Below are 25,095 nucleotides of genomic sequence, written 5' to 3'. Positions count from 1 at the left end.
ACGGCCGTGGGTAGCCGGCAGACATGACTGGTTCGGTTGCGCATCTGCACGGCGGGCCGCTCGACGGGGTGGACCGGCAACTGGCCGGAGCCGCCGACGAACTCGTTGAGTTCACCCATGAGACCCGCGACGGCACCTGGTACGTGGAGTACCGCAGGGATCGCCGCGCCGATGACGGGTGGCACTACGAGGCGACCGGCGGGATGGATAAACAGGACGAAGAGTAATCAACAGCGTCAGCAGAGTCGCCCGCCCGGTGCGGACCTCCGCTCATCGCCGCCACCGGCGGAGCGCGGCCGCGGCCGTCCCGACCAGAAGCGTCCCGGCAGTCGCCGCAAGCCGGCGGGCTCTGACTTGCCGCTCGCTCCAGCCCCCCAGGGTCGCCTCGGACTCCAGGGCCGGCCGGTACAGGTTCCCGACGTTGGCCGGCTCGGGCCGCTGCATGAGGTGCTTCCGGTCGACCTGGATGGCCATCATCCGCTCGACCAGGCCGGGAACCAGCCGGGACTGCAGGAGCAACGCGTGGGCCAAGGTCCCGACGGCCACCTCGCGCCGTGGCAGCCGCACCAGGTTCACGATGGTCCGCGCGACCCGCTCCGGCGGGTACACCGGGGGCATGGCGCGCACCGCCCGGCCGGTGTAGTTGGCGGCGTGCTGGAAGATCGGCGTGTCGATCGTCGCCGGCAGAACGGTGCAGACGTGGATCCCGGAGGCGCCCTCCAGCTGCAGCTCCTGCCGCAGGCTGCCGCTCAGCGCCCGGATCGCGAACTTCGCCATCGTGTACGCATGGGTGTACGGCTGCGGGACCACCCCGACCACCGATGACACGTTGACCAGCACGCCGTGGCCCTGGTTCCGCATCACGGGCAGTGCCGCCCGGGCTCCGTACACGTAGCCCATCACGTTGACGTCGAGAACCCGCCGGAAGTCCTCCTCGGGAACGTCCTGAAACCGCCCGAAGGCACTCACCGCGGCGTTGTTGACCCAGACGTCGATCCGCCCGTACCGCTGGAGGGTCCGCTCGGCCAACTCCCGCACCGCCTGCGCGTCGCTGACGTCGGTCGGCACCGCGATCGCCTGCCCGCCGCGCCCCACGCACTCCTGGACGACGTCGTCCAGCGCGGCGTCGCCCCGCGCCGCCAGGGCGAGGGCGTTGCCCTGGTCGGCGAAGGCATGGGCGGTGGCCCGGCCGATGCCGCTGGACGCCCCGGTGACGACGACGACGAGATCCCGTGTCCGCATGGGCGCCGGATACCCACCCCTGCCGGGTCAACCCCTACCGGCGGCCAGCCGGCCGAACAGGGAAGGGCTCGCCTCCCGGTCGAGGGTTGCTGACGGTCAGGAGACCCGGGTCGCGAAGCGGCGTATCGGCTCCGACCACGCCGTCGGGTCCAGCCACGGGAAGGTGTGGGCGCCCGCGACCTCGACGTACCCGCCCGCCGGCGACATGGCGGCCAGCCGGCGGCCCCACCGGGAGGTACTGATCATGTCGTCGCGGCCGCGGATGACCAGCAGCGGAACCCGCAGACGGGTCACCGGTTGCTCGATCGGATGGTCGAGGTGCGCGCGTGCCAGGTGCAGCATGCGGCGAAGCCCTGCCCGCTTCCATTCGGGGCGGTGCGACTCGGTCAACCCCGGTGGCTCGCGGCGTCCGTCCAGACGCCACCGGATGAGCAGCCGCAGCGGGCCGCGAGCGACGGGATCAATCGTGGGGCTGGCCAGGACGACACCACGCACGTCGGGGTGGCCCACCGCGGCCTGCGCGGCGATCTGGGTGCCGCTGGAATGGCCGGCGAGCACGAGCGGACCGAGTCGCCGGGCGGTGAGCCACTCGGCGACGGCACGCCCGAACTCCGCCACGGTGAGTTCGTGCGGCGGCTCGCCGCTGCCGGCGAAGCCGGGTAGCTCGACCAGGTGGGCCCGGGTCCACCCGCCGAGAGCGCCGAGACCCGGCATCAGGTAGTCGGCCACTCCCATGCCCTGGACAAGCACCACCTCGGGCACGTCGGATCGCGGCTCGCCGACCGCCCGGCTGCGCATCCGGCCCAGCGGGCCGTCGTGGTACGACGTCGCCACGTCCGTCGGGAACGGTGGGGCGTATGGCTCAGGCTTGCTCCGCATACCCGGGGTTACCCGACAGCTGCGGACGGAATCGGGCGTACCGGGCGACTTTCCGGGTAACCGCCTGCGGGAGGTGAGATGAAACTACCCCGTGAGGTGGCCGCCTTCGACTCCGCTTCCGCGATGGTCATGTCAACCGCCCGCTTCCTGCGTGACCGCGACACGCCACCGATGGGTCAGCCGGCGGGCCGCCTCCTGCGTCCGGTGGCCGCCGCCGCGACCCGGCTTCCGGTCCGGCTGCGGGAGACGATCTACAGCCTGGCCAGCGGTGCCGAGGGGCGGCCGGCGGCGCGGATGGCGGCCCTCGACATCGAGGACGTCGCCGCCCGGATGGTCGACCTCTACCCGCGGCGCCGCCGGTATCCGGCGGTGGTCGTCGGCTCGTCCAACGGGGCGCTCGTCCATCTCTGCGCGGCCCTCGGTATCGCGTGGCTGCCCCAGACGCTGCTGCTGCCGCTTCGTCAGCGGCGGGTGGCCCCGGATGATCCGATGCGCGCCCTGCACGCCTTCGACGCCACCGCCCAGGCGCTGCTGGCCCGCAACCCCGACTTCGTCCTGCACCATCTGCACGATCCGAACCAGGATCGGTTGACGTCCCGGCGGATTGCCTACTTCCGGGTCAAACGCACCCGGCTCGGACCCGCGTACGAGCGATTCCTGAACCGGACGCTCGACGTCGGCGGCGTGCTGCTGCTCGCCGAGTGCACCCGGCGGTGGCCGACGACCCGCGTCGGCGAGCGGCACGTCTTCCAGTTCGGCGCCGTCGGCGGGCTGGAGCCCGCGCAGTACCACGCGGGCGACCCGCGAATAGCCGCGTACCTGCGCCGCTACGGGGTGGCGCGGACCCGGTGGGAGGCGCCGACGCCGGACGGCCAGAGCCCCGAGGCGGAGTGGGGGTTCGAACCGGCGCTCCGGGACGACGCGATCGCGTTCGCCCGCCGGCACGGCTACCAGGTGCGGCGACTGGTCTTCGACGACCCCGAGGACCTCAGCCCGCTCGTCGCCGACCTGTACCGCTGGTGGTACCGGGAACGGGGCCTGCCCGCCGATCGGCTGCTGGTGGAGTCGTTCATCCTCATCGACCCCTGGTGGGCGCTGCGGACGGGTTGCGTGCCCTACTGGAGCACCTTCCCCGTCCAGTCCTCGGCCGACGCCCTCGCCCGCTATCTCGACCAGTCGGACCGCTACGGCCACGTCCACGTCGCGCTGTTCTGCCACGGCGTGGAATCGGTGGGACTGGCGCCCGTCGACCAGTGGCACCGGCTGCTGCGACGCGCCGGGGTGGCGGGGTCGTTCGCCGGCGTGGACCCTCGTCGCTACCCGAGCGACCTCTCGACCTTCTTCCGGTTCCAGTCGGCCCTGCGGGCCATACCCGCCCGGTACCCGATGCCCGAGCCGCTCTCGCTGCGGGAGTTCGATACCTTCTTCGCGCGGCACCGCCACCGCTACCCGGCCGTGCAACTGGAGGCCGTCGAGTGAGGGTGCCGGCGGGCGCTCAGACGACCCGGGTCAGGGGCGGCCCGGGAGGGTATGCGGCGGGACCAGGCCCGGGGGCGCGGGAAGCGACGGGGGTCAGGCGGGCCGCAGGTGGGCGCGGCGGCTCTTGCGCCCCGCCTCGTACGCGGCCCGCGCGGCCCGCCCCTCAGCCGTCGTGGACACCTCGGCGACCGGCACGTCCCACCAGGCGCCGCCGTCCGGACCGGCCTCGAACCGGTCGGTGACCACGTGCACCACGGTGGTCCGCGGCGAGGCCTTCGCCGTGTCGAGGGCGGCGCGCAGCTCCTGCGTGGTCGACGCCCGGATCAGGTCGGCGCCGAGGCTGGCCGCGTTGGCGCCCAGGTCGATCGGCAGCGGCGCCCCGGCCCGGTCGGCGTAGGCGGTGCCGAGCCGTTGCGCGCCGACGCTCTCCGACAGCCGGCCGATCGAGGCGAAGCCGGAGTTGTCGACCAGCACCACGACCAGCTTGACGCCCTCGGCGACCGCGGTGGCCAGCTCGCTCGGCAGCATCAGGTAGGACCCGTCGCCGACCAGCACGAAGACCTCGCGCTCCGGCGCGGCCAGCTTCACCCCGATCCCACCGGCGATCTCGTAGCCCATGCACGAGTAGCCGTACTCGACGTGGTAGCTCTTCGGGTCGCCGCTGCGCCACAGCCGGTGCAGGTCGCCGGGCATCGAACCGGCCGCGCACACCACCACGCCGCGCTCGCCCGCGGCGTCGTTGACCGCGCCGATCACCGCGGTCTGGGTGGGGCGCGCCTCCGGAGCGGCGTGCCGGGCGGCGTCCGCCACGGTCGCCCACCGCTCGCGCAGCCGCGTCACCGACTCCCGGTAGGCCGGCTCGGTGGCCCAGCCGGCGCAGGCCGCGTCGAGGGCGGCGAGGCTCTCCCGGGCGTCACCGACGACCTGGGTACCGGAGAGCTTCGCCGCGTCGAAGCGGGTGACGTTCAGGTTGACGAAACGCGCGTCCGCACCGAAGAGGGTGCCGGAGGCGGTGGTGAAGTCGCTGTAGCGGGTGCCCACTCCGATCACCACGTCCGCGCCGGCCGCGATCTCGTTGGCCGCCGTGGTCCCGGTGACACCGACCGCGCCGAGGGCGAGCGGATGGTCGTACGGCATCGCCCCGGTGCCGGCCTGGGTCTCCGCCACCGGCACCCCGCACTCCTCGGCGAACTGGCGCAGCGCCTCGGTGGCCCCGCTGTAGATCACGCCACCGCCGGCCACCACCAGCGGCCGGCGGGCCGCCCGCACGATCCCGGCCGCCCGGGCCAGCGCCGCGATGTCCGGGAGGGGGCGCGGCACGTGCCAGACCCGTTCGGCGAACAGCTCGTCCGGCCAGTCGTACGCCTCGGCCTGCACGTCCTGCGGCAGGGCGAGGGTGACCGCGCCGGTCTCCGCCGGATCGGTGAGCACCCGCATCGCGGCCAGCAGCGCCGCCGGCAGTTGCTCGGGCCGGTTGATCCGGTCCCAGTAGCGGGAGACCGGCCGCAGCGCGTCGGTGACGCTGACGTCGTAGGAGCGCGGATCCTCCAGCTCCTGGAGCACCGGGTTGGCCACCCGGGTGGCGAAGATGTCGCCGGGCAGCAGCAGCACCGGCAGCCGGTTGATGGTGGCGCCGGCGGCGCCGGTGACCAGGTTGGTCGCGCCCGGGCCGATCGAGGTGGTGCAGGCCAGGGTGCTGAGCCGGTCGGTCATCCGGGCGTACGCCGCCGCGGTGTGCACCATGCCCTGCTCGGTACGGCACAGGTGGTAGGGCAGGTCGGCGCCGGCGGTGGCGAGCGCCTCGCCGATGCCGGCGACGTTGCCGTGGCCGAAGATGCCGAAGCAGGCCGGGATCAGCCGCCGCCGCCCGTCGCGTTCGGACCACTGCCGGGCCAGGAACGCCACCACCGCCTGCGCCACCGTCAACCTGGGCATCACGCCTCTTTCGTTCCGGGCCGGGTCAGCGGCAGTCGCGGGTCGACCGGCTGGTCGGCCCAGCTGCCCCGGATCCAGCCGTGCCGGGGATCGTCCACACAGGCCATGGTCCGGGTCGCGGCGGGCCCGGCCAGCACGTTGAGGTAGTACAGGTCGTAGCCGGGCGCGGCCATCGACGGCCCGTGGTAGCCGTACGGGACGAGCACCACGTCGCCGGTGCGCACCTCGGCCAGCACGTCGATCGGCCGGTCGGCGGTGCCGTAGACCCGCTGGTAGCCCGCCGGACCGGTGCCGGGCGCGCCGCCGGCGACCTCGAAGTAGTAGATCTCCTCCAGCGCCGCCTCCACCCGCCCGCCGTCGTGGACCCGGTCCTCCTCGTGCTTGTGCGGCGGGTACGACGACCAGTTCCCGCCGGGGGTGAGCACCTCCACGGCGACCAGCCGGTCGCAGTCGAAGGCGTCCGGCGCGCAGAAGTTGTTGACCTGCCGGCTGGCCGGGCCGGCGCCGCGCAGCTCCACCGGCACGTCCCGGGCCGCGCCGTAGCGGGGCGACAGCCGGCGGGTGGCGGGCGCCGACGGCAGCGCGAAGCGGCCCTCGCCGCGGATCGTCGCGGTGGCGTCCCGGGGCAGGTAGGCGAAGTCGGTGACCGCGGCGAACACCGACTCGCGCCCGCTCAGGGTGAGCCGCAGCCCGTCGCAGTGCACGGTGGCGGCGCCGGCCAGCGGCAGGACCAGCATCTCCTCGTCACCGGTGGCGAAGCTGACCGTACCGCCGGCGGGCAGGGTGAGCACCCGCAGCCCGGCGTACCGCCAGCCGGCCCGCTCCGGGGTGACCTCCAGCGCCCACGGCTCGCGGGCGGTGCCGCCCCACGGCAGGTACGCCTCGCCGGTCCTCATGCGTCCTGCCCGGTGGGCAGCAGCGACCCGGCGACGTCCACCGCGGCGGCCACGTCGTCGTCCGGCGGGTAGAGCAGGGCCCGGCCGACCACCAGGCCGCGCACGCCGGGCAGCCGCAGCGCCCGCTGCCACCGCGCGTACACCACGTCCGGCGCCTCCACCGGGTCACCGCCGAGCAGCAGGACCGGCAGCGTGGTCGCGGCCATCACCCGCTCCATCTCGTCGATGGCCGGCAGCTTCAACCAGGTGTACGCGCTGGTCGAGCCGAGCGCCTGGCCGACGCTGACGCCCTTGATGACCGCCTCCGGGTGCAGGTCGGCGGCGACCCGGCCGCCGGTGCGGGCCACCCAGAGCGGCTCGACCAGGGCGACGGTGCGGTGCGCCGCGAGGGCGGTGACCGCCTGGGCGCACGCCTGCAGGGTCGAGGCGGTGCCCGGGTCGTCCGGGTCGATCCGGCAGAGCATCTTGCCGCCGTCGTAGCGCATCGCGGCGATGCTGTCCGCGTCGTAGGCGGTGAACCGGTCGTCGAGCTCGAAGGTGGCGCCGGAGAGGCCGCCGCGGTTCATCGACCCGATGGCCAGGCGGTTCTCCAGCGCTCCGAGCAGCAGCAGGTCCTCCAGGATGTCCGGGGTGCCGAGCACGCCGTCGACGCCCGGCCGGGACAGCGCCACCCGCAACCGGTCGAGCAGGTCCACCCGCCCGGCCATGGCCATCGGCCGGTCCCGCACCCCGAGGGCGCCGCGGGCCGGGTGGTCGGCGGCGATGACGAACAGCGGCCGCCCGGGCTCGGGCCAGGGCCGGCGGGTACGGCGGGCGGCGGCCTCGGCGATCGCCTGCGGCCGGTGCGCGCGGGTGCGGGTCAGCGCGTCGTACTCGGTGCTCACCGGTCTTCTCCTGTCAGGACGGCGGTCGACGACGCCGAACGCGGTGCGGGGTGCCCGGCCAGCGCGGCCGTCTCGGCGTAGTCGGGCATGGCGGCGGAGCAGGCCAGGCGGGAGGCGACGATCGCGCCGGCGGCGTTGGCGAAGCGCAGCGTCCGCTCCAACGGCCAGCCGCGCAGCAGCCCCAGGCAGAGCGCGCCGCCGAACGCGTCGCCGGCGCCGAGCCCGTTGACCACGTCCACCGGCACCGGCGGCACCCGTACGCTCTGCGTCGCGGTGCGGGCCAGCACGCCCGCCGGGCCGAGCTTGACCACCGCGAGCCGGGGCCCGCGGTCGAGCAGCAGGTCCGCGGCCCGGTCCGGGTCGCGGGTGCCGACCGCGACCTCCACCTCGTCGAGGTTGCCGACGGCGACGGTGACCCGGGGCAGCGCCTCGGCGACCGCCGCGGTCGCGGCGGCCGGGTCGGGCCAGAACATCGGCCGGTAGTCCAGGTCGAGCACGGTGTGCGGGCGGCCGTCCCGGGCGGCCAGCGCGGCGGTGTGCGCCTCCCGGCTGGGCTGCTGGCACAGGCCGGTGCCGGTGAGCCAGAAGATCCGGGCCGCCGTGATCGCGTCGAGGTCCAGCTCCTCGGGGCGGATCTGCAGGTCCGGCGCGGTGGGGGTGCGGTAGAACCAGAGCGGGAAGTGGTCGGGCGGGAAGATCTCGCAGAAGGTGATCGGGGTGGGCAGCCCGTCGACCGGGCGGACCTGGCTGTCGTCCACACCGAACTCGCGCAGCGCCCGGTGCACGTAGTCGGCGAACGCGTCGGCGCCGGTGCGGGTGACCACTCCGGCGCGCAACCCCTGCCGGCTGGCCGCGACCGCCACGTTGGTGGGGCTGCCGCCGAGGAACCTGCCGAACGTCTCCACCTCGGCCAGCGGCGTGGCGACCTGCAGCGGGTAGATGTCCACCCCGACCCGGCCGATGGTGAGCACATCGAGCATGCGGCGCCCTCCGTCCCGGCCGGCGTCGGCGTGCCCGCCAGCTCGATTCCGTCCCTGATTGGTAACAGTGCTCTGCGAGTTGTGTCAATGTGTTGTCATGACATCCGTGCTCTGCGCTCGGTGACCGCTTCGGTACAGTGGCGCCCATCATCACGCCCCGATCCCGCGCAGCCGAAGCGAGGAGGCTTCCGTGACCGGCCCCGAGATCGCCGTCGACCGCAGCAGCCCGGTCCCGCTCTACTTCCAGGTCGCCGAGCAGTTCGCCGCGGCGATCCAGCGCGGCGACCTGGCCCCGGGTGACCGCCTGGACAGCGAGTTGCAACTGGCCGACCGGCTCGGGCTGTCCCGGCCCACCGTGCGGCAGGCCATCCAGCACCTGGTCGACAAGGGGCTGATCGTCCGCCGGCGCGGCGTGGGCACCCAGGTGGTCCGGGGTGAGGTCCGCCGGGCCGTCGAGCTGACCAGCCTGCACGACGACCTGGTCCGGGCCGGCCAGCGACCGTCCACGTCGGTGTTGGAGCTGGCCACCGTGGCCTGCCCGCCGGCGGTCGCCGCCGCGCTCGGCCTGCCGCCCGGCAGCGAGGTGCAGCACCTGCGCCGGCTGCGGTTCTCCGACGGCGAGCCCCTCGCGGTGATGGAGAACTGGCTGCCGGTCGACCTGCCGCGGCTCACCATGGAGGCGTTGCAGGCCGACGGCCTCTACGCGATCCTGCGCGCCGGCGGACGGCGGATCCGCGGCGCCCACCAGCGGATCGGGGCGCGGGCCGCCACCGCCGCCGAGGCGCAGATGCTCGGCGAACGGCGCGGCGCGCCGCTGCTCACCATGACCCGCACCGCGTACGACGACCAGGGCCGCTACGTCGAGCACGGCGCGCACATCTACCGGGCCAGCCGTTACTCCCTTGAGGTGACCGTCGCCGAGCGGTGACGGTGCATGTTCCGCGCTCATTTCAGTGACAGGTATTTACGTCGTCAAGCTGTCATGACATTGTGGCCGCAAGCACCGCCGGCGGCGGACGTGCGGCCGGTGGTGACCCCGCGAGTCTCTTCGAAGTCTCTCCTTGCGAAGGGAAACAGCCCATGTCAGCCAAGCCGAGACACGCAGCAGGCGTGCTCGCCGCGCTCACCGCCGTCGCTCTCACCGCCACGGCCTGCGGCGGCTCGGACGAGCCCGCCGGCAAGGACGCCAAGAACATCACTCTCACCATCTCCGCCAACGCGATCGCCGGCGGCAAGAACTCCGCGGGTGCGGAGTGGATCGAGAACTGGGTCATCCCGAAGTTCGTCGAGGCGCAGAAGGCCAAGGGGGTCACCGCCAAGGTGACGTTCGTGCCCAGCGGCGTCGACGACGAGCAGTACAAGACCAAGCTGGCCCTGGACCTGCGCTCCAAGGGCGGCGCCGACGTGATCGCCGTGGACGGCATCTGGGTCGGCGAGTTCGTCCAGGCCGGCTACCTCAAGCCGCTGTCCGAGGTGGCCGGCGACCAGGTCGACTCCTGGGAGGGCTGGTCGCAGATCCCGGACACCGTGCAGGGCCTCGGCTCGTTCGAGGACAAGCGCTACGGCATCCCGCTCGGCACCGACGGCCGGGTGCTCTACTACAACAAGAAGCTCTTCACCCAGGCCGGCCTGCCCGCCGACTGGCAACCCAGGAGCTGGCAGGAGATCCTCGACGCCGGCGCGAAGCTCAAGGCGCTGCCCGGGGTGACCCCGATCCAGATCAACGCCGGCACCGCGATGGGCGAGGCCACCTCGATGCAGGGCGCGCTGCCGCTGCTGGTCGGCGCCGGCGGTGAGATCTACGCGGGCGGCAAGTGGGCCGGGGCCAGCCAGCCGGTCAAGGACATGCTCGACTTCTACACCAAGGTCTACGGCGGCGGGCTGGGCGACCCGAAGCTGCAGCAGGAGGCGAAGGGACGCGACAAGTCCTTCGCGGAGTTCGCCGCCGGCAAGATCGGCATCCTGGCCGAGGGCGACTACTTCTGGCGCAGCGTGGTGAACCCCAAGGACGGCATCGCCAAGATGGCCGACCGGGACACCACCGTCGGCTACGCGATGATCCCGGCCAAGCAGCCCGGCGCGGGCATCCGCGGGCAGGACTTCGTCAGCATGTCCGGCGGCGGCGTGCGGGTGCTCAACCCCAACTCCAAGTTCCCGTCCCAGGCGTGGGAGCTGCTGTCGTTCATGCACTCGGCGGAGGCGGTCAAGGCGGAACTGGCCGGGGCCACCCGGATCACCGCCCGCACCGACGTGAACAAGGAGGTCCTCGCGGCCGACCCGATGCTCAACTTCGTCGCCGAGAAGGTGCTGCCGATCACCGCGTACCGGCCGCCGCTGGCGGTCTACCCGCAGGTGTCGGTGGCGCTGCAGGAGGCCACCGCCGACGCGACGGCGGGCAAGAGCGTGGACGAGGTGGCCGCGGCGTACCAGAAGAAGGTCGAAGGGTTCGTCGGTGGTCCAGGTAACGTCACCTCCTGACGAGGTGGTCGAGGGAGCGCGCCCGGTCACGGGCGCCTCCCCGGCCCCCGACGCCGCCGGGCTCGGCCGGGCCCGGGCCACCGGGTTCCTCGTGCCCGCCATGGTGCTGATCCTGGTCTTCCTGGTGGTGCCGGCCGCGTGGACGATCTACCTGGGCGTCACCAACTACCGGCTGACCGGGCTGGCCGCCGCCAACCCGGAGATCGTCGGGCTGGACAACTACACCCAGGCGCTGGGCGACGAGCGGTTCCGCACCTCGCTGCTGCTGACCCTGCAGTTCGTGCTCGGCTCGGCGGTCATCGGCCAGGCCGGGCTCGGCTTCGCCATCGCCTTCGCGCTGCGCGACCGCCGCGGCCCGCTGCGCCGGGTGGTCGAGGGGTTCGTCCTGCTCTCCTGGATCCTGCCCAGCTCGGTGGTCGCCTTCCTGTGGATCGCCCTGCTCGACCGGGACGCCGGCACGCTCAACGCGCTGCTCGGCATCCCCGGGATGGCCTGGCTGCTCGACTACCCGATGCTGTCGATCATCATCTTCAACACCTGGCGGGGCACCGCGTTCTCGATGATGCTCTACGCGGCCGCGCTGGAGAACGTCCCCCGCTCGCACCTGGAGACCGCCCGGCTGGCCGGCGCGTCGACCTGGCAGCAGCTGCGCGACGTGGTCTTCCCCCGCATCCGCGGGCACGTGCTGACCAACCTGCTGCTGATCAGCCTCTGGACGTTCAACGACTTCGCGCCGTTCCTGATCACCGCCGGCGGCCCCGAGCAGCGCTCGGAGATCCTGCCGGTCTACGTCTACAAGGTGGCGCTCTCCGGCGGCGAACTCGGCTTCGGCGCCGCGATCTCGTTCATCATGCTGCTGATCAACCTGGTCATCGCGCTGGTCTACCTGCGCATGCTGGGCCGGCGGAAGGAGCCGGCGTGACCGCCACCACCGCGACGCCCGCACCCACCACCCAGCCGACCGGCGAACGGCCTCCCGTCGCGGTACGCCACGTGCTCGCCCAGATCGGCCGTTACACGTTCCTCTGCGCCGTCCTCGGCTTCTTCGCGCTGCCGCTGCTCTGGCTGGCCACCGCCCCGTTCGACGACACCCCGACCATCACCGCCTCGCTGCCGCAGTTCACCCTGGACAACTTCCGCGCCCTGCTGGACAACCCGTACGCGGTGAGCTCGCTGCTCAACTCCGTCTACCTGGCCGGCGGCACCGCCGCGCTGGTGGTGACGTTCGCCGCGCTCGCCGCGTACGCGCTGAGCCGGGTCCGGGTGCCCGGCCGGGACGCGCTGCTCTACGGGCTGCTGCTGCTGTCGTCGATCGTCACCGGCACCGCCACCATGGTGCCGCTGTTCGAGCTGGCCTTCCGGCTCAACCTGATCGACTCCCGGCTCGGCGTGATCCTGATCCTCAGCGGCGGGCTGCTGCCCGCGGCGATCTTCATCCTCAAGGACTTCATGGACTCCACCCCGACCTCCTACGAGGAGTCGGCCCGGGTCTTCGGCGCCAGCCCGTTGCAGATCATGCGGCACATCGTGGTGCCGGTGGTCCGCCCCGGCCTGGCCACCGTCGGGGTGTGGGCGGTCGCCAACGTCTGGGGCAACTTCCTGGTGCCCTTCCTGCTGCTGCGCGGCCCGGACAAGGCCCCCGCCGCGGTGATCATGTACACCCTCTACACCGAGGGCGGCCAGGCCGACCTGCGGCTGCTCTCCACCTTCTCGCTGCTCTACTCGCTGCCGGTGGCGCTCATGTTCGTCTTCGTCAGCAGCCGGTACGGATTCCGCTTCCACGGAGGGATCAAGCGCTGATGTCCGCCATCACCATGCGCGAGCTGACCAAGGTCTACCCCAACGGGGTACGCGCCCTGGACGCCCTCGATCTGGAGATCGCCGACGGCGAGTTCTTCGCCCTGCTCGGGCCGTCCGGCTGCGGCAAGACCACGCTGCTGCGCACCATCGCCGGGCTGGAGGTCGCCTCCGGAGGCAGCGTGCACATCGGCGACCGGAACGTCACCAACCTGCCGCCGGGCAAGCGGGACGTGGCCATGGTCTTCCAGGACTACGCCCTCTTCCCGCACATGACCGTGCAGGACAACATCGCCTACCCGCTGCGGATCAAGAAGGTCGACCGGCGGGCCCGCGCCGGCAAGGCCGCCGAGACCGCCGAGGAACTCGGCCTCTCCGCGTTGCTGGAACGCCGCCCGGGGCAGCTCTCCGGCGGCCAGCAGCAGCGGGTGGCGCTCGCCCGGGCGATGGCCTGCCACCCGCAGGTGTTCCTGCTCGACGAGCCGTTGTCCAATCTCGACGCCCGGCTCCGGCTGGAGGCGCGGACCTTCCTCAAGCGGCTGCAACGGGAACTCGGCGTCACCACCGTCTTCGTCACCCACGACCAAGCCGAGGCGCTCGCCCTCGCCGACCGGATCGCGGTCATGGAGGGCGGCCGGATCCGCCAGGTCGGCACCCCGACGGAGGTGTTCCGCCGCCCCGCCAACACCTTCGTCGCCGGGTTCATCGGCTCCACCCCGATGAACCTGGTCGACGCCCGGGTGGCCGGCGACGAACTGGCCGTGGGACGGGCCCGGCTGCCGCTGCCCGAGGACGCCCACGGCCAGGTCACCGACGGCGAGCCGCTGGTCTACGGGGTCCGCCCGGAATACCTCGACTACTCCCCCACCCCGGTCCCCGGCGCGCTGACCGGACAGGTCGTGGTGGTGGAGAACCTGGGCAGCGTCTCCCTGGTCTCCCTCGACGTACCCGCCGCCGACACCGCCGGCGACAGTGGCGACCCGGCGGGCGCGGCCGGCGACCCGGGCGCCACCGGCCCCGCCACCAGCGTGCAGGTCGTCGTCGCGGAGGGCAGCGAACCCGAACCGGGCGACACCGGCTGGGTGGTGCCCCGGCCCGGCCGGTCCCTGCTCTACCGCGACGGCAACCTGGTCGCCGCCGCCGAAACGGCCAGCGTGCCGGCTCCCCGCGCCGGCGCCGGCGCCGGCGTGCAGGGTTGAGCATGGTCGCGCACCGGGGCAGGTGGACCCTGCAGGACCGCGCCGACGACGTGATGCGGGCCCTGCCGGTCACCGTCGCACCCGGCACCGCCGCGCTCACCGTCCGGCTGGACTACCCGCGCCAGGCCGGGGTGCTCGACCTCGGCTGCGTCAGCCCGGCCGGCTTCCGCGGCTGGTCCGGCGGCGCCCGCGACGGATACACCATCGCCGCCGACTGGGCCACCCCCGGCTACCTGCCCGGCGACCTGGAACCCGGCGAGTGGCAGGTGCTGCTGCGGCTGCACCGCATCCCGCCCGACGGGCTGGACTACGAGGTCACCGCCACCACCAGCAGCATCCCGCCACCCGCACCCGAGGCGCCGGCCGCGCCGCCGCGCCCGGACCGGCCGCCCCGCCGGGACCTGCCCGACGTCGACGGCCGGTGCTGGCTCGCCGGCGACCTGCACGCGCACACCGTGCACAGCGACGGCGCGCACACCATCGACGAACTCGCCGCGCTCGCCGCCTCCCGCGGCCTGGACTTCCTCGCCGTCACCGACCACAACACCGTCAGCCACCACCCGTGCCTGCCGGCCGCCTCCGCCCGCTACGGCATCACTCTGCTGCCCGGCCAGGAGGTGACCACCGACCGGGGGCACGCCAACGTCTTCGGCCCGGTGGCCTGGGTCGACTTCCGCCGGCCGCCCGACGAGTGGCTCGCCGCCACCCGGCGCGACGGCGGGCTGATGTCGGTCAACCATCCGCTCGGCGGGGACTGCGCCTGGCGGCAGCCGCTGGCCGACCGCACCCCGCTGGTCGAGGTGTGGCACTCCGGCTGGTGGGACCGCACCTGGGGCGCCCCGCTGGCCTGGGCGCGGGCGTGGCGGGCGGACGTCGTACCGGTCGGGGGCAGCGACTTCCACCGCCCCGGCGCCGACGCGCTGCCCGGCTCCCCCACCACCTGGGTGCTCGCCGACCGCGACGCCGCCCCCGGGAACGCGGTGCTGGACGCGCTGCGCGGCGGCCGTACCGCCATCTCCGCCGACCCCGACGGCCCGCTGCTGCTGCGCCTCGGCGACGAACTGCTAGCGCTCGACGCCGACGGCGCGCTGCTGGCCTACCCGGACGGGCGGCACCGGCTGGTCCGCGGCGACCGGTGCCTGCTACCGGCCGGCGACGGGCTGCACGTCCTGGAGTCCCACCGCATGGAGGTGATCGCACTGTGCAGCTGACCGGACGAACCCGGGTGGCCGGCGCCCCCGTCAACTACGGCATCTACCAGAGCACCGACGCACCCGTCGGCCCCGATGACCTGCTCGCGGCGCTGGCCGACGACGGCTACACCGGGGTGGACTCCGGCCCGATCGGCTACCTCGGCACCGGCGAGACCCTCGCGCGCCGGCTGGACGCGGCCGGCATCGCGCTCGCCGGCGGCTGGGTCGACCTGCGCTTCGCCGACCCGGCCGGCTTCGCCGAGGACCTGGCCCAGCTCGACGCCGCACTCGACGTGTTCACCGCCGCGCCGGCCGACAACCCCCGCTTCGCACCCCGGCCGACCCTGGCCTGCCCGGGCAACCCGGCCCGGATGGCCCGCCCGGGCACCCCGACCGACCTGGCGTCGGCGCTGCCCGCCGCGGCCTGGCCGGATTTCGCCGCCCGGGTGCAGCAGGCCGCCGACCGGTGCCGTGACCGCGGCCTGGAGCCGGTGTTCCACTACCACCTCGGCACCGACGTGGAGACCGAGGCCGAGGCCGACCGGCTGCTGGAGCTCACCGACATCAACATCTGCCTGGACACCGGGCACCTGCTGCTGGCCGGCGGCGACCCGGTGGCCGCGGCACGCCGCTGGGCCGGGCGGATCGGCCAGGTGCACGTGAAGGACGCCGACCTCGCCGCCCACGCCCGGGTCCGGGCGGCCGGCGGTGGGCTGATGGACGTGGTCGCCGCCGGGGGCTTCTGCGCCCTGGGCCGCGGCGACGTCGACCTCGCCGGGGTGCTCGCCGGTCTCGACGCCACCGGCTACACCGGCTGGCTGGTGATCGAGCAGGACGCCCCCGCGGACGGCCGGGACCTCGACCGGATCCGCGCCGACCAGCACGCCAACCTGCGCCGGCTCGAGGAGGCGCTGCGATGACCGAGCCGGGCAAGCGGATCCGGATCGCGGTGGCCGGGCTGGGCATCATCGCCCGCACCGTGCACCTGCCGCTGCTGCAACGCCGGGCCGACCTGTTCGAGATCGTCGCGCTGGCCGACCTGTCCCCGTCGCGGGTGACCGAACTGGGCGAGCGGTACGGCGTCGAGCCGGCCCGCCGCTACACCGACGCGGCCCGGATGGTGACCGACGGCGGCTGCGACGCGGTGCTGCTGGCCACCTCCGGCTCGCACGGCGAACTGGCCGCGCTGGCGCTGCGCGCCGGGCTGCCGGTGCTCTGCGAGAAGCCGCTGGCCTACACGCTCGCCGAGACCGCCCGGCTGGTCGAGCTGGGCGCCGGCGGCGCGGCGCTGATGGTCGGCTACATGAAGCAGTACGACCCGGCGGTGGCCGAGGCCGCGCGACTGCTGGCGGAGCTCGGCGGCGCGGAGCGGGTGCACGCGGTCGAGGTGACCGTGCTGCACGCCGGCGGCGACCGGCAGTTGCGCTTCGCCAACCTGCCCCCGGCCCCCGGCGACGTGCCGGCCGAGGAGGCGGCCCGGTTCGCGGCCGCCGACCGCGGGCTGCTCGACGCCGCCGTCGGCGCCGACCCGGGCGCCCGCGCCCTCTACCAGATCCTGATCAACAGCATCTCGCACGACCTGTCCCTGCTGCGGTTGTTCACCGGCGCACCGGCCACCGTGGAGCACGTGGCCACCTGGCCGCTGCGCCCCGACGGCCCGGTCGAGCCGTCGGTCGAGGTCGGCGGGCGGCTGCCGGACGGGGCCCGCTACGGCATCCGGTGGCTCAACCTGCCGGACTACCCGGCCTACCGGGAGACGGTCACCCTGCACCACGCCCGCGGCTCGCTGGAGCTGGTGTTCCCGTCGCCGTACCTGCTCAACGCGCCCACCACGCTGACCGTGGTGGACGACCACGGCGGCGGCGAGCGGCGGGCCGCGTTCCGGTCGGTGACCGAGGCGTTCGAGCAGGAACTGGTCGCGTTCCACGCGATGGTCACCGCGGGCGTCGCGCCGTTGACCGGCATCGCCGAGGGCGCGGCCGACGTACGGACCAGCCAGCAGGTGGTACGCCGCTACGGTGAGCTGACCGGGGTGGCGATCAGCGGAGAGGCGGCGAGCCGATGACGCGACCGACCGACATCATCGTGGTGCCGCACACCCACTGGGACCGGGAGTGGTACGAGCCGTTCCAGCGGTTCCGGCTGCGGCTGGTGGCGCTGCTCGACGAGGTGTTCGACCGGATGGAACGCGACCCGCGGCAGCGGTTCACCCTGGACGGGCAACTCGCCGCGGTCGACGACTACCTGGAGGTCCGCCCGGAACGGCGCGAGCAGGTCATCGCCCTGGTGCGCGCCGGGCGGCTGGCGGTGGGCCCGTGGCAGATCCTGCTCGACGAGTTCCTCTGCTCCGGGGAGAACATCGTCCGCAACCTGGAACGCGGGCTGGCCCGCAGCGCCGAGCTGGGCGGGGCCATGCCGGTCGGCTACCTGCCCGACATGTTCGGCCACATCGCCCAGATGCCGCAGATCCTGGCCGGCGCCGGGCTGACCCACGCCTGCGTGTTCCGCGGCGTACCCGAGCGGATGCACCACCACGCCTTCGCCTGGCAGGCGCCCGACGGCACCACCATCCGCACCGAGTACCTGCCCGGCGGCTACGGCAACGCCGCCGGCCTGATGGACGACGCCGCGCAGGTCACCCGCCGCGCCGGCGACCTCGCCACCAAACTCGCCGCCTGGCGGTTCGACGGGGAGGACGGCCCGGCGCTGGCCATGTACGGCACCGACCACGCCGCCCCGGCGCCGGACGCCCCCGACCTGCTGGCCGCCGCCGACCTCGCCGACACCCGGCTGCGGCTGGGCACCCTCGCCGAGTACTTCGCCACCCAACCGGCCACCGTCGCCGGCCTGCCGGTCGTCCGCGGCGAGCTGCGCTCGCACGCCCGGGCCAACATCCTGCCCGGCGTGATCTCCGTCCGCGGCCAGCTCAAGCGGGCGATGAACCGTGCCGAGCGGCGCGTCGAACGGTACGCCGAGCCGCTCGCCGCGCTGACCCACGACGCGTCCGTGCAGCGCTTCCTCGACATGGCCTGGACCCGGCTGATCGACGCCAGCTGCCACGACTCGGTGACCGGCTGCGGCTGCGACGAGACCGCCGAACAGGTCGCCGCCCGCCTCGCCGAGGCCGACCAGCTCGGCCGGGCGGTCTGCGACCTGGTCGGCGCGCGGCTGGCCGCCACCGTGCCCCACGACGGCTACCTGCTGTTCAACCCCACCCCGGCGGCCCGCACCGCGCTGGTCCGCCTGGACGTGGAGGCGCCCGCCGACGGCACCGTGGCGCTGGCCGACGCCGCCGGCCGCAGCGTCGCCGCCCAGGTCCTCGACCGGGGCCGCACGCTGCTCGCCGACGACCTGGTGCCGGCGGCCGACCTGCCGGCCGTGCTCACCCGGGTGCACGGCCGGGAACTCTACGGCCAGGAGGTCACCGCCTGGTCCGTGTCGCCCGACGACGCCACCCTCACCTTCCAGGTGGCCCGGCACGGCGACCCCGCCTTCGACGTGGAGGACGTCCGGCTGGCGCTCGCCGCCGCCGGGCCGGCCGACCGGTGGCGGGTGCGGATCCTCGCCGCCCCCCGGGCCACCGTCGCCGCCCTGGTCGAGGTGCCGCCGCTCGGGCGCGCCGCGGTCCGGCCGGTGCCCCTGCCGGCGACCGCGGCGCCCGGATCCGCGCCGGTGACCGCGGCCGGCCGCGGCCTCGACAACGGTCTGCTCCGCGTCGACGTCGCCGAGGACGGCACGCTGGCGCTGACCACCCCGGACGGCGTGACGGTGGACGGAATCGGCCGCGTCGTCGACGGCGGCGACGTGGGCGACAGCTACAACTACGCCCCACCGGCCGCCGACGAACTGGTGGACAAGCCACGGGCGGTGCGCACCGTGGTGCGCCACGACGGGCCGCTGGTGGCCGTCCTGGACGTGGTGCGGGAGTACCGCTGGCCGGAGGCGGCGGACGTCGACGCGGGTTCCCGCGCGGTGGATCGCGAGCCGATCACCGTCACCACCCGGGTCGAGCTGCGCTGCGGCGAGCCGTTCGTCCGACTGCGCGTCGAGTTCGACAACCGCTGCGACGACCACCGGGTCCGGCTGCACCTGCCGCTGCCGTCGCGGGCCGACGCGTCGTACGCCGAGGGGCAGTTCGCCGTCGTCGAGCGGGGCCTGACCGCGGAGGGCGGCGGCGGTGAGGTGCCGCTGCCCACCTTCCCGGCGAACGGGTTCGTCGCCGCCGGCGGTCCGGACGGCGCCCTCGCCCTGCTGCTGACCCAGCCCACCGAGTACGAGCTGACCGACTCGGGCCGGGAACTGGCGGTCACCCTGCTGCGGTCGATCGGGATGCTGTCGCGCAACCGGCACGCCCTGCGCGACGAGCCCGCCGGCCCGCAGCTGCCGACGCCCGAGGCGCAGTGCCGCGGCACCCGCACGGTCGAGCTGGCGGTGCTGCCCTACCGGGGCGCCTGGCACGAGGCCGGGGTGCTGGCCGCGGCCGAGGCGTACCGGCACGAGCTGCTGGCCTTCCCCGGCACCGCCGACCCGGCCACCGCGCTGCCCACGCCGGCGGGCGGGCTCGCCGTGGACGGTCCCGGCGTCGCGCTGACCAGCGTGCGGGACCGCGCCGGCCGCACCGAGGTGCGGCTGGTGGCGCAGACCCCGGCGGACACCGTCGCCGTGCTCGGCGGGGCGACCATCCGCGGGGCGTGGCGGGCGGACCTGCTCGGCCGGACCGGCGAACCGCTGGCCGTCGACGATGACGGGCAGGTCCGGCTGCCGCTGCGGGCCTGGGAGATCGCCACGGTGCACCTCGACCTGGGCTGACCGGCACTCACCTCCGCCCATCCCCACGCTCGCTGCCGGGCAGTCAGACTTTCGGGTGAAAACACCCTCATAACCGGCGCGACGTAACGCCAGGAGGTTTCGCGGGCGCTCAAACTGGTGAAGGTGGGCCCAGCACCTGCGCCCAAGGGGGGATCTTTTCGTGTCCGACACCAGCCTCGACCGGTCCGACCACCAGGCCGACCGTCCAGAAGAGGTGACCGACCCGCTGCTGTGGAAGCTGGCCCTGGAGGTGGCCGACGCCCACGAGCCGGACGACGACGGCGGCTGCCGTAACCTGCTCTGCGCCGGCCAGCCCTGGCCCTGCCAGGCCTGGAACAACGCCCAGCACGCGCTCAACCTGGCACGCACCGACGCCACGGCGGCGCCCACCGCCGAAGGGCCGGACGGCCCGGCGCCGGTCACCGGCTGGTCCGGCGCGCCGGCGCAGCGCCAGCCGGCCGCCCGGCAGGCCGCGTAACCACGTTCGTCAGACGGATGCCGACCACCGACGAGGTGGTCGGCATCGTCGTATCCGGGCTCAGGCCGGCTGTGACCCAGCTGACTTTGGCAAAGCTAAGTCAGCGGGGGTAGCGTCGCCGGCATGACCGACGACCTGCTCGCCGACCGGGACTCGTGGCTGGCCAGCACCTGCTCGATCGCCAGCGCCCTGGACGTGGTCGGCAACCGCACCACGCTCCTGCTGCTGCGGGAGGCGTCGCTGGGCACCCGCCGCTTCGACGCGTTCGCCCGCCGGGCCGGCGTCAGCGAACCCGTCGCCGCCGCCCGGCTCAAGCAGCTCGTCACCGACGGGCTGCTCGAGCGGCACCCCTACCGGGAGCCCGGCCAGCGCACCCGCGACGAGTACCACCTCACCCGCAAGGGCGCCGAGCTGCTGCCGGTGCTCACCGCGCTGCGCCAGTGGGGCGACGCCTGGGCCGCCGACGAGGCCGGGCCGTCCATCCGCCTCGAGCACCACGACTGCGGCGCCGCCGTGCACGCGCGACTGCGCTGCGACGCCGGCCACGACGTGGCCGCCGACGAGATCGCCGTACGCCCGGGGCCCGGCCTGCGCCGCGCCGACCGCGACGCGCCGACGGCGTCCTGAACCCCACCCGCCGGCGCGTGACCGTCACGCGCCGAACCCACCCAGGAGTACGCCCATGAAGATCGCCGGAACCACCGCCCTCGTCACCGGCGCCAACCGGGGCTTCGGCCGGCACCTCGCCGCCGAACTGACCGCCCGGGGCGCCACCGTGTACGCCGGCGCGCGCAACCCCGACCAGGTCGACCTGCCCGGCGTCACGCCGGTCCGGCTGGACATCACCGACCCCGCCTCGGTGGCCGCCGCGGCCGACCTCGCCCGGGACGTCACGCTCCTGGTCAACAACGCCGGCTCGGCCACCGGCGCGGACCTGCTGGACGCCGACCTCGACCGGATCCGGCTGGAGATGGACACCCACTTCTTCGGCACCCTGTCGATGGTGCGGGCGTTCACCCCGGTCATCGCCGGCAACGGCGGCGGATCGATCCTCAACGTGCTGTCCGTGCTGTCCTGGGTGAGCTTCCCGCACCTCGGCGCGTACAGCGCGGCGAAGTCCGCCGAGTGGTCGATGACCAACGCGCTGCGCGCGCAGCTCGCCGACCGCGGCATCCGGGTCGCCGGCCTGCACGTCGGGTACATGGACACCGACATGGCCGCCGGGGTCACGTCGCCGAAGTCCGACCCGGCCGACATCGCCCGGATCGCGGCGGACGCGATCGAGGCCGACTCGTACGAGATCCTCGCCGACGACGTCAGCCGGCAGGTGCGGACCGGGCTCGCCGGTGGGGTCGCGGCCCTCTACCCGCAGCTGCCCTGACGATGCGGAGGTGGTGGCACCGACCCGGTGCCACCACCTCCGTGTTCACCGGACGTGGCCGCACTCCGGCAGGCTGTCGAGGTTGTTCGGGGAGGCGTCGTCGGCCACCGTCCGCAGGTACGGCCGGCCCAGCCTCGGCCGGACCACCCGGATGGCGGTCCGCGCCGTGCCCGGCTCCTGCACGAAGAAAGCGAACCGCCCGCTGCCGATCAGCTCGATCGCCTCCGGCACCGGGATCAGGAAGTGACTGCCGTCGCCGTTCTGCCCGCCCAGCCCGATCGTCGTCCCGTTCAACGTCCGCACGCAGCTCACCCGCACCGGCACCGCGGCGTCGTGGTACTCGGTGTCGGCGACCAGTGCCACCTGCAACCAACCCTCGCTGGCCACCGACGGCTCGTTCGGCAGCAACGCGTCCGGGGTGGTCGGCACCACCGGGTCGCTGGTCCACTCCCCGGGCCGGGGCCGCCGGTGCCAGTGCCACGAGCCTCGCACGTCCTGCGGCAACGGCAGGCGCGTGGTCTCCAGGTCGCGCAGCACCGGGCCGTAGCGCAACGCCGGCGACAGCCGGGACAGGGCCGGCGCCGTCCACTCCCGCAGCAGCCCCACCGACTTCTGCGGTACCAGCCCGGCGGTGACGTGCACGTCCGAACCGGGCACCATCAGCAGGGTCAGCGGCACCGGCACCCCCGGGTTCACCGTGAACACCCCTGAGGTGTCCACGTACGGCGAGGTGATCGGGTCCGCGCCCGGCAGCGCGGCCACCCCGCTCTCGTCCGGCAGACCCGGCGCGAGCAGCGCCACCGCCGGGTCCACGATGTGCAGCCGGTCCATGTCGTCACCGACGCAGTACGCCAGCAGCCCGTCCTGCGCCCGCGACAACGTGCCCAACCGCACCCGTACACCGGTCCGCGCGTTCTCCGGAGGCTGCCGCGGATCCTCCACCTCCACCTTCAGGTACGCCCGCACCACCGCGACCGGACGGCCCAGCAACAGCGCCAGGTGCTCGTCGCCGGCCCGGCCGGTCACGTCCACCGTCCACCGGGTGGTGTCGAGCACCCGCAGCAGCGACTCCAGCGCGCTCTGCGCCCCGCCGGCCGGATGGCCGTCCGCCCGGGCGGTGGCCAGCGCGTTGTCGGCGGCCAGCATGCGGTCGGCGAACCGCGCGAGCAGCGGGTTCGGCAGGAACCGGCTCGGCGGTGCGCCCAGCGTCGCCGGCCGACCCGGATCCTCCTCCCAGGCGGTCACCGTCTCCGGGTCCGGGCGCAGCCGCCCGTAGCCGCTGCCCTTGTCGTCGAAGAACTCCAGCGTCCGGTCCACCAGCGACGGCACCAGGTATCCGCAGACCGGGTTGACCCCGGCGTCGGCGTCGCGGGGCGTGCCGGAGGCGTCGGCGAAGCGCAGCAGCACCCGGGCCGGGGCGGTGAACCGGGGCCGCAGCGCGGCCAGGTCCGGGTGCCCCGGCACGGCCAGCGTCACCCCGTGCGTCACCGGCGCCGCCGTCGCCACGTCGGGGCCGAGCACCTCCAGGAACCGGCCGAAGCCGTCCACCAGCCGGGCCCGCTCCACGCGCAGGTATCCGGCGCGCAGGGCGACGAAGTCCGACGCGCGCGGCGGCTGCGGCGGCTGCGCCGAGTCGGTGGCGTTCGGCGCGTCCACCACCAGGCCGGTGGCGTCGCGGCGCAACTGCTCGGCGATCCCCACGAGCTCGCCGGAGAGCAGGTCGCGTTCGGCGTCCTGCGCGTCGATCGTGCCGTCGAGCAGCGCGGTCGCCGACGCCGACAGCATCACCCGCCCGCGCAGCGTACGGCCGGTCTCGGCAGCCGGTTCGGTCACCGCGACCGGCAGGTCGTAGTCGACCTCGCCCAGCGGCCAGTCGTGCGCACCACCCGGGGACGGCAGGTAGCTGGCCGTCCACTCCAGCAGCAACGGGTTCCACGGCCGGCTCGGCGGGGTCACCCCCACCGGGCTGGGCAGCTGACCGTCCACCACGGCACCGGGCGGAGCTGTGGTCGGATCACCGACACCGGGGTCGAACGACGCCCACCAGGCGGCCCGGGCGGCGGCCACCGGGGACGGCTGGGTGGCGGTGGACCGGGCCAGGTCGGGCGCGGAGCCCGGGTCGAGGCTGGCCAGCTCGACGAGCAGGTCGGTGGCGACCGCCGGCACCGCGTACTGCGGCAACAGCCCGGCCAGGGGGGTGGGCGGCAGCACCGCCGCGCCCCGGCCGGGGTCGCCGCCGGCGACGCCGAACCCGCGTACCGTCTGCCCGTCCACCCGGCACAGCAGGTTGCCCAGCTCGGAGTAGCGGCCGTCCGCGCCGTGCTTCGGGCTGCGCCCGCCGCCGGCCACCACCAGCGCCGGCTCCAACGCGTGCCACACCCGCGGCCGGGTCCGCTCCACCTGCACGAAGGCCCCACCACCGGCGGCGCCGCCCGAGCCGGTCGCCGGCTGCCAGATGTACTCGTTGCCGGCCGCCGCCGGGGTCGAGCCGAACCGGCTCTGGTGCAGCGAGGCGTCCAACTGGGCGGGGCCGTCGGCGGCGGTGACCTCGGCCAGCGCGCCCTGCAGCAGCGCCTCGACCATCCGGGCCGCGTCGGCCGGGTCGTCCGGCTCCGCGGCGACCGCCGCGAGCGCCTCGGCCAGGGTCTCCCCCAGGGCCAGCGCCACCTGGTCCGGCGCCGGACGGTAGTCGGTCTCCCGGCCGAGCAGCCCGCCGTCGCCCGGCCAGTTCGGCGCCGGCCAGCCGATGGACACCGCCGCCGCGTGGTAGACCGACCGGTCCGGCACCGGCTGGTCCGCGTCGCCGTCGCCGTCCTCGTCGAGCGGCGGGTGGACCTGCCAGCCGAGGTCCTCCATCCGCTCGGCGTGCGCGGTCTCCCCGGTCACCCGCAGCGGGTCCCGGGTGAGGTCGGTGTACCAACCCACCACCAGGTACGCCACCGGCCCGGTCACCCCGGTCAACTCGTCGTGCAGCGCGAACCGGTGGGTCACGTTGTCGTAGTAGCCGGCCCAGCCGAGGTCGCCGTGGCCAAGCGCGGTCAGCGGGGACTTCGGTGCGGCGCCGGGGGCGGGCAGGGTCGGTCCGGTCAACGCGCGGTCCACCCGCACCGGCTCGACCGCGCCCGCGTACGGCAGCAGCCACGCCTCCACCGCGCGCGGACCGGGCGTCGCCGCGCCGGAGAGCCGCACCACCAGCCACCGGTCGGGCACCGGGGGGAAGGTGGTGGCGCCGGTGTCGTCGGCGACGCCGCGGGTCAGCCCGTCGGGGAGCCCCCAGTGCAGGTGCGCGCCCGGCGGCCGGGCGGTGGACCGGGCGCTGAACGGCTCGGGCAGCAGGTCCTGCTGCACCCGGCCGCTGGCGGGCGGGGTGGGCCGGGTCAGCGCGGTGTTCGCCCAGTCGGACGCGGCACCGGGCTCCCGGACGACCAGGACGTCGAGCGCGACCGGGACGAGGAGAGTTGTCAC

At 74.5% G+C, this 25,095-nt stretch carries 21 protein-coding genes; 14 read left to right on the top strand and 7 right to left on the bottom strand.

Features of this window, described 5'->3' with window-relative positions:
* Positions 1–23: 23 nt before the first annotated feature.
* Positions 24–227, top strand: a complete 204-nt coding sequence (locus tag AC1WTP_RS14250) for a hypothetical protein (protein ID WP_481649787.1) — start codon at positions 24–26, stop codon at positions 225–227.
* Between the two features lie 43 nt (positions 228–270).
* Here the strand turns inward: AC1WTP_RS14250 and AC1WTP_RS14245 are convergent, their stop codons facing one another.
* Positions 271–1,242 carry an SDR family oxidoreductase gene (locus AC1WTP_RS14245; RefSeq protein ID WP_481649720.1) on the bottom strand — a complete coding sequence of 324 codons (972 nt, stop codon included), beginning with the start codon at positions 1,240–1,242 and terminating at the stop codon, positions 271–273.
* Positions 1,243–1,338: 96 nt separating this feature from the next.
* On the bottom strand, positions 1,339–2,076 hold the full coding sequence (locus AC1WTP_RS14240) for an alpha/beta fold hydrolase (RefSeq protein WP_481649719.1): 738 nt from the start codon (positions 2,074–2,076) through the stop codon (positions 1,339–1,341).
* Positions 2,077–2,199: 123 nt separating this feature from the next.
* Between AC1WTP_RS14240 and AC1WTP_RS14235 the strand changes: the two genes are divergently transcribed.
* Positions 2,200–3,600 (top strand): hypothetical protein, encoded by a 1,401-nt coding sequence (locus AC1WTP_RS14235; RefSeq protein WP_481649718.1) that lies wholly within the window; start codon positions 2,200–2,202, stop codon positions 3,598–3,600.
* A gap of 93 nt (positions 3,601–3,693) precedes the next feature.
* On the opposite strand, the gene iolD is transcribed toward AC1WTP_RS14235, so the two are convergent.
* The 4 genes from iolD to iolC are packed head-to-tail and all read right to left on the bottom strand — an operon-like array spanning position 3,694 to position 8,295.
* Positions 3,694–5,535: a 3D-(3,5/4)-trihydroxycyclohexane-1,2-dione acylhydrolase (decyclizing) gene (iolD, locus tag AC1WTP_RS14230; RefSeq protein ID WP_481649717.1), complete on the bottom strand. Its 1,842-nt coding sequence runs from the start codon at positions 5,533–5,535 to the stop codon at positions 3,694–3,696.
* Positions 5,535–6,431, bottom strand: coding sequence for a 5-deoxy-glucuronate isomerase (iolB, locus tag AC1WTP_RS14225; protein ID WP_481649716.1), 897 nt, complete (start codon positions 6,429–6,431; stop codon positions 5,535–5,537). The genes iolD and iolB overlap by 1 nt, the downstream gene beginning before the upstream one ends.
* Positions 6,428–7,315, bottom strand: coding sequence for a Cgl0159 family (beta/alpha)8-fold protein (locus AC1WTP_RS14220; protein ID WP_481649715.1), 888 nt, complete (start codon positions 7,313–7,315; stop codon positions 6,428–6,430). Before AC1WTP_RS14220 ends, iolB begins: the two co-directional genes overlap by 4 nt.
* Positions 7,312–8,295, bottom strand: coding sequence for a 5-dehydro-2-deoxygluconokinase (gene iolC, locus AC1WTP_RS14215; protein WP_481649714.1), 984 nt, complete (start codon positions 8,293–8,295; stop codon positions 7,312–7,314). Before iolC ends, AC1WTP_RS14220 begins: the two co-directional genes overlap by 4 nt.
* Positions 8,296–8,485: 190 nt before the next feature.
* Here iolC and AC1WTP_RS14210 point away from each other — a divergent pair, with 190 nt between their 5' ends.
* From AC1WTP_RS14210 to AC1WTP_RS14155, 12 genes are all read left to right on the top strand, one after another.
* The gene (locus AC1WTP_RS14210) at positions 8,486–9,223 is read left to right on the top strand and encodes a GntR family transcriptional regulator (RefSeq protein WP_481649713.1); all 738 of its coding nucleotides are present in this window, start codon (positions 8,486–8,488) and stop codon (positions 9,221–9,223) included.
* Between the two features lie 152 nt (positions 9,224–9,375).
* Positions 9,376–10,773: an extracellular solute-binding protein gene (locus AC1WTP_RS14205; protein WP_481649712.1), complete on the top strand. Its 1,398-nt coding sequence runs from the start codon at positions 9,376–9,378 to the stop codon at positions 10,771–10,773.
* On the top strand, positions 10,748–11,695 hold the full coding sequence (locus AC1WTP_RS14200; RefSeq protein WP_481649711.1) for a carbohydrate ABC transporter permease: 948 nt from the start codon (positions 10,748–10,750) through the stop codon (positions 11,693–11,695). Before AC1WTP_RS14205 ends, AC1WTP_RS14200 begins: the two co-directional genes overlap by 26 nt.
* Positions 11,692–12,573, top strand: a complete 882-nt coding sequence (locus AC1WTP_RS14195) for a carbohydrate ABC transporter permease (protein ID WP_481649710.1) — start codon at positions 11,692–11,694, stop codon at positions 12,571–12,573. The genes AC1WTP_RS14200 and AC1WTP_RS14195 overlap by 4 nt, the downstream gene beginning before the upstream one ends.
* The gene (locus tag AC1WTP_RS14190) at positions 12,573–13,769 is read left to right on the top strand and encodes an ABC transporter ATP-binding protein (protein ID WP_481649709.1); all 1,197 of its coding nucleotides are present in this window, start codon (positions 12,573–12,575) and stop codon (positions 13,767–13,769) included. Before AC1WTP_RS14195 ends, AC1WTP_RS14190 begins: the two co-directional genes overlap by 1 nt.
* 2 nt (positions 13,770–13,771) lie before the next feature.
* The gene (locus AC1WTP_RS14185) at positions 13,772–14,980 is read left to right on the top strand and encodes a CehA/McbA family metallohydrolase (protein ID WP_481649708.1); all 1,209 of its coding nucleotides are present in this window, start codon (positions 13,772–13,774) and stop codon (positions 14,978–14,980) included.
* Positions 14,971–15,882: a sugar phosphate isomerase/epimerase family protein gene (locus tag AC1WTP_RS14180; protein WP_481649707.1), complete on the top strand. Its 912-nt coding sequence runs from the start codon at positions 14,971–14,973 to the stop codon at positions 15,880–15,882. Before AC1WTP_RS14185 ends, AC1WTP_RS14180 begins: the two co-directional genes overlap by 10 nt.
* Positions 15,879–17,027: a Gfo/Idh/MocA family protein gene (locus AC1WTP_RS14175; protein ID WP_481649706.1), complete on the top strand. Its 1,149-nt coding sequence runs from the start codon at positions 15,879–15,881 to the stop codon at positions 17,025–17,027. The genes AC1WTP_RS14180 and AC1WTP_RS14175 overlap by 4 nt, the downstream gene beginning before the upstream one ends.
* Positions 17,024–19,771, top strand: coding sequence for a glycoside hydrolase family 38 N-terminal domain-containing protein (locus tag AC1WTP_RS14170; protein ID WP_481649705.1), 2,748 nt, complete (start codon positions 17,024–17,026; stop codon positions 19,769–19,771). Before AC1WTP_RS14175 ends, AC1WTP_RS14170 begins: the two co-directional genes overlap by 4 nt.
* Before the next feature lie 160 nt (positions 19,772–19,931).
* A complete protein-coding gene (locus AC1WTP_RS14165; RefSeq protein WP_481649704.1) occupies positions 19,932–20,249 on the top strand; it encodes a hypothetical protein in 318 nt (105 codons plus the stop codon).
* Positions 20,250–20,372: 123 nt separating this feature from the next.
* On the top strand, positions 20,373–20,876 hold the full coding sequence (locus tag AC1WTP_RS14160; RefSeq protein WP_447137151.1) for a winged helix-turn-helix transcriptional regulator: 504 nt from the start codon (positions 20,373–20,375) through the stop codon (positions 20,874–20,876).
* A 55-nt stretch (positions 20,877–20,931) separates the two neighbouring features.
* A complete protein-coding gene (locus tag AC1WTP_RS14155) occupies positions 20,932–21,630 on the top strand; it encodes an SDR family oxidoreductase (protein WP_481649703.1) in 699 nt (232 codons plus the stop codon).
* Positions 21,631–21,675: 45 nt separating this feature from the next.
* Here AC1WTP_RS14155 and AC1WTP_RS14150 read toward each other — a convergent pair whose 3' ends face one another.
* Positions 21,676–25,095, bottom strand: coding sequence for a DUF3892 domain-containing protein (locus AC1WTP_RS14150; RefSeq protein WP_481649702.1), 3,420 nt, complete (start codon positions 25,093–25,095; stop codon positions 21,676–21,678).

It is taken from the genome of Micromonospora sp. R311 (genome assembly GCF_056780015.1).
Note: the sequence above shows the minus strand (reverse complement) of the source record. Positions and strands in the feature narration are given on the sequence as shown.

Excerpts from the sequence above, each read along its gene's own strand:
- AC1WTP_RS14235 (WP_481649718.1), top strand. The coding sequence starts at position 2,200 with ATGAAACTACCCCGTGAGGTGGCCGCCTTCGACTCCGCTTCCGCGATG.
- AC1WTP_RS14185 (WP_481649708.1), top strand. The coding sequence starts at position 13,772 with ATGGTCGCGCACCGGGGCAGGTGGACCCTGCAGGACCGCGCCGACGAC.
- AC1WTP_RS14190 (WP_481649709.1), top strand. The coding sequence starts at position 12,573 with ATGTCCGCCATCACCATGCGCGAGCTGACCAAGGTCTACCCCAACGGG.
- AC1WTP_RS14250 (WP_481649787.1), top strand. The coding sequence starts at position 24 with ATGACTGGTTCGGTTGCGCATCTGCACGGCGGGCCGCTCGACGGGGTG.
- iolD (WP_481649717.1), bottom strand. The coding sequence starts at position 5,535 with ATGCCCAGGTTGACGGTGGCGCAGGCGGTGGTGGCGTTCCTGGCCCGG.
- AC1WTP_RS14175 (WP_481649706.1), top strand. The coding sequence starts at position 15,879 with ATGACCGAGCCGGGCAAGCGGATCCGGATCGCGGTGGCCGGGCTGGGC.
- AC1WTP_RS14170 (WP_481649705.1), top strand. The coding sequence starts at position 17,024 with ATGACGCGACCGACCGACATCATCGTGGTGCCGCACACCCACTGGGAC.
- AC1WTP_RS14245 (WP_481649720.1), bottom strand. The coding sequence starts at position 1,242 with ATGCGGACACGGGATCTCGTCGTCGTCGTCACCGGGGCGTCCAGCGGC.
- AC1WTP_RS14205 (WP_481649712.1), top strand. The coding sequence starts at position 9,376 with ATGTCAGCCAAGCCGAGACACGCAGCAGGCGTGCTCGCCGCGCTCACC.
- AC1WTP_RS14160 (WP_447137151.1), top strand. The coding sequence starts at position 20,373 with ATGACCGACGACCTGCTCGCCGACCGGGACTCGTGGCTGGCCAGCACC.
- AC1WTP_RS14155 (WP_481649703.1), top strand. The coding sequence starts at position 20,932 with ATGAAGATCGCCGGAACCACCGCCCTCGTCACCGGCGCCAACCGGGGC.
- iolC (WP_481649714.1), bottom strand. The coding sequence starts at position 8,295 with ATGCTCGATGTGCTCACCATCGGCCGGGTCGGGGTGGACATCTACCCG.
- iolB (WP_481649716.1), bottom strand. The coding sequence starts at position 6,431 with ATGAGGACCGGCGAGGCGTACCTGCCGTGGGGCGGCACCGCCCGCGAG.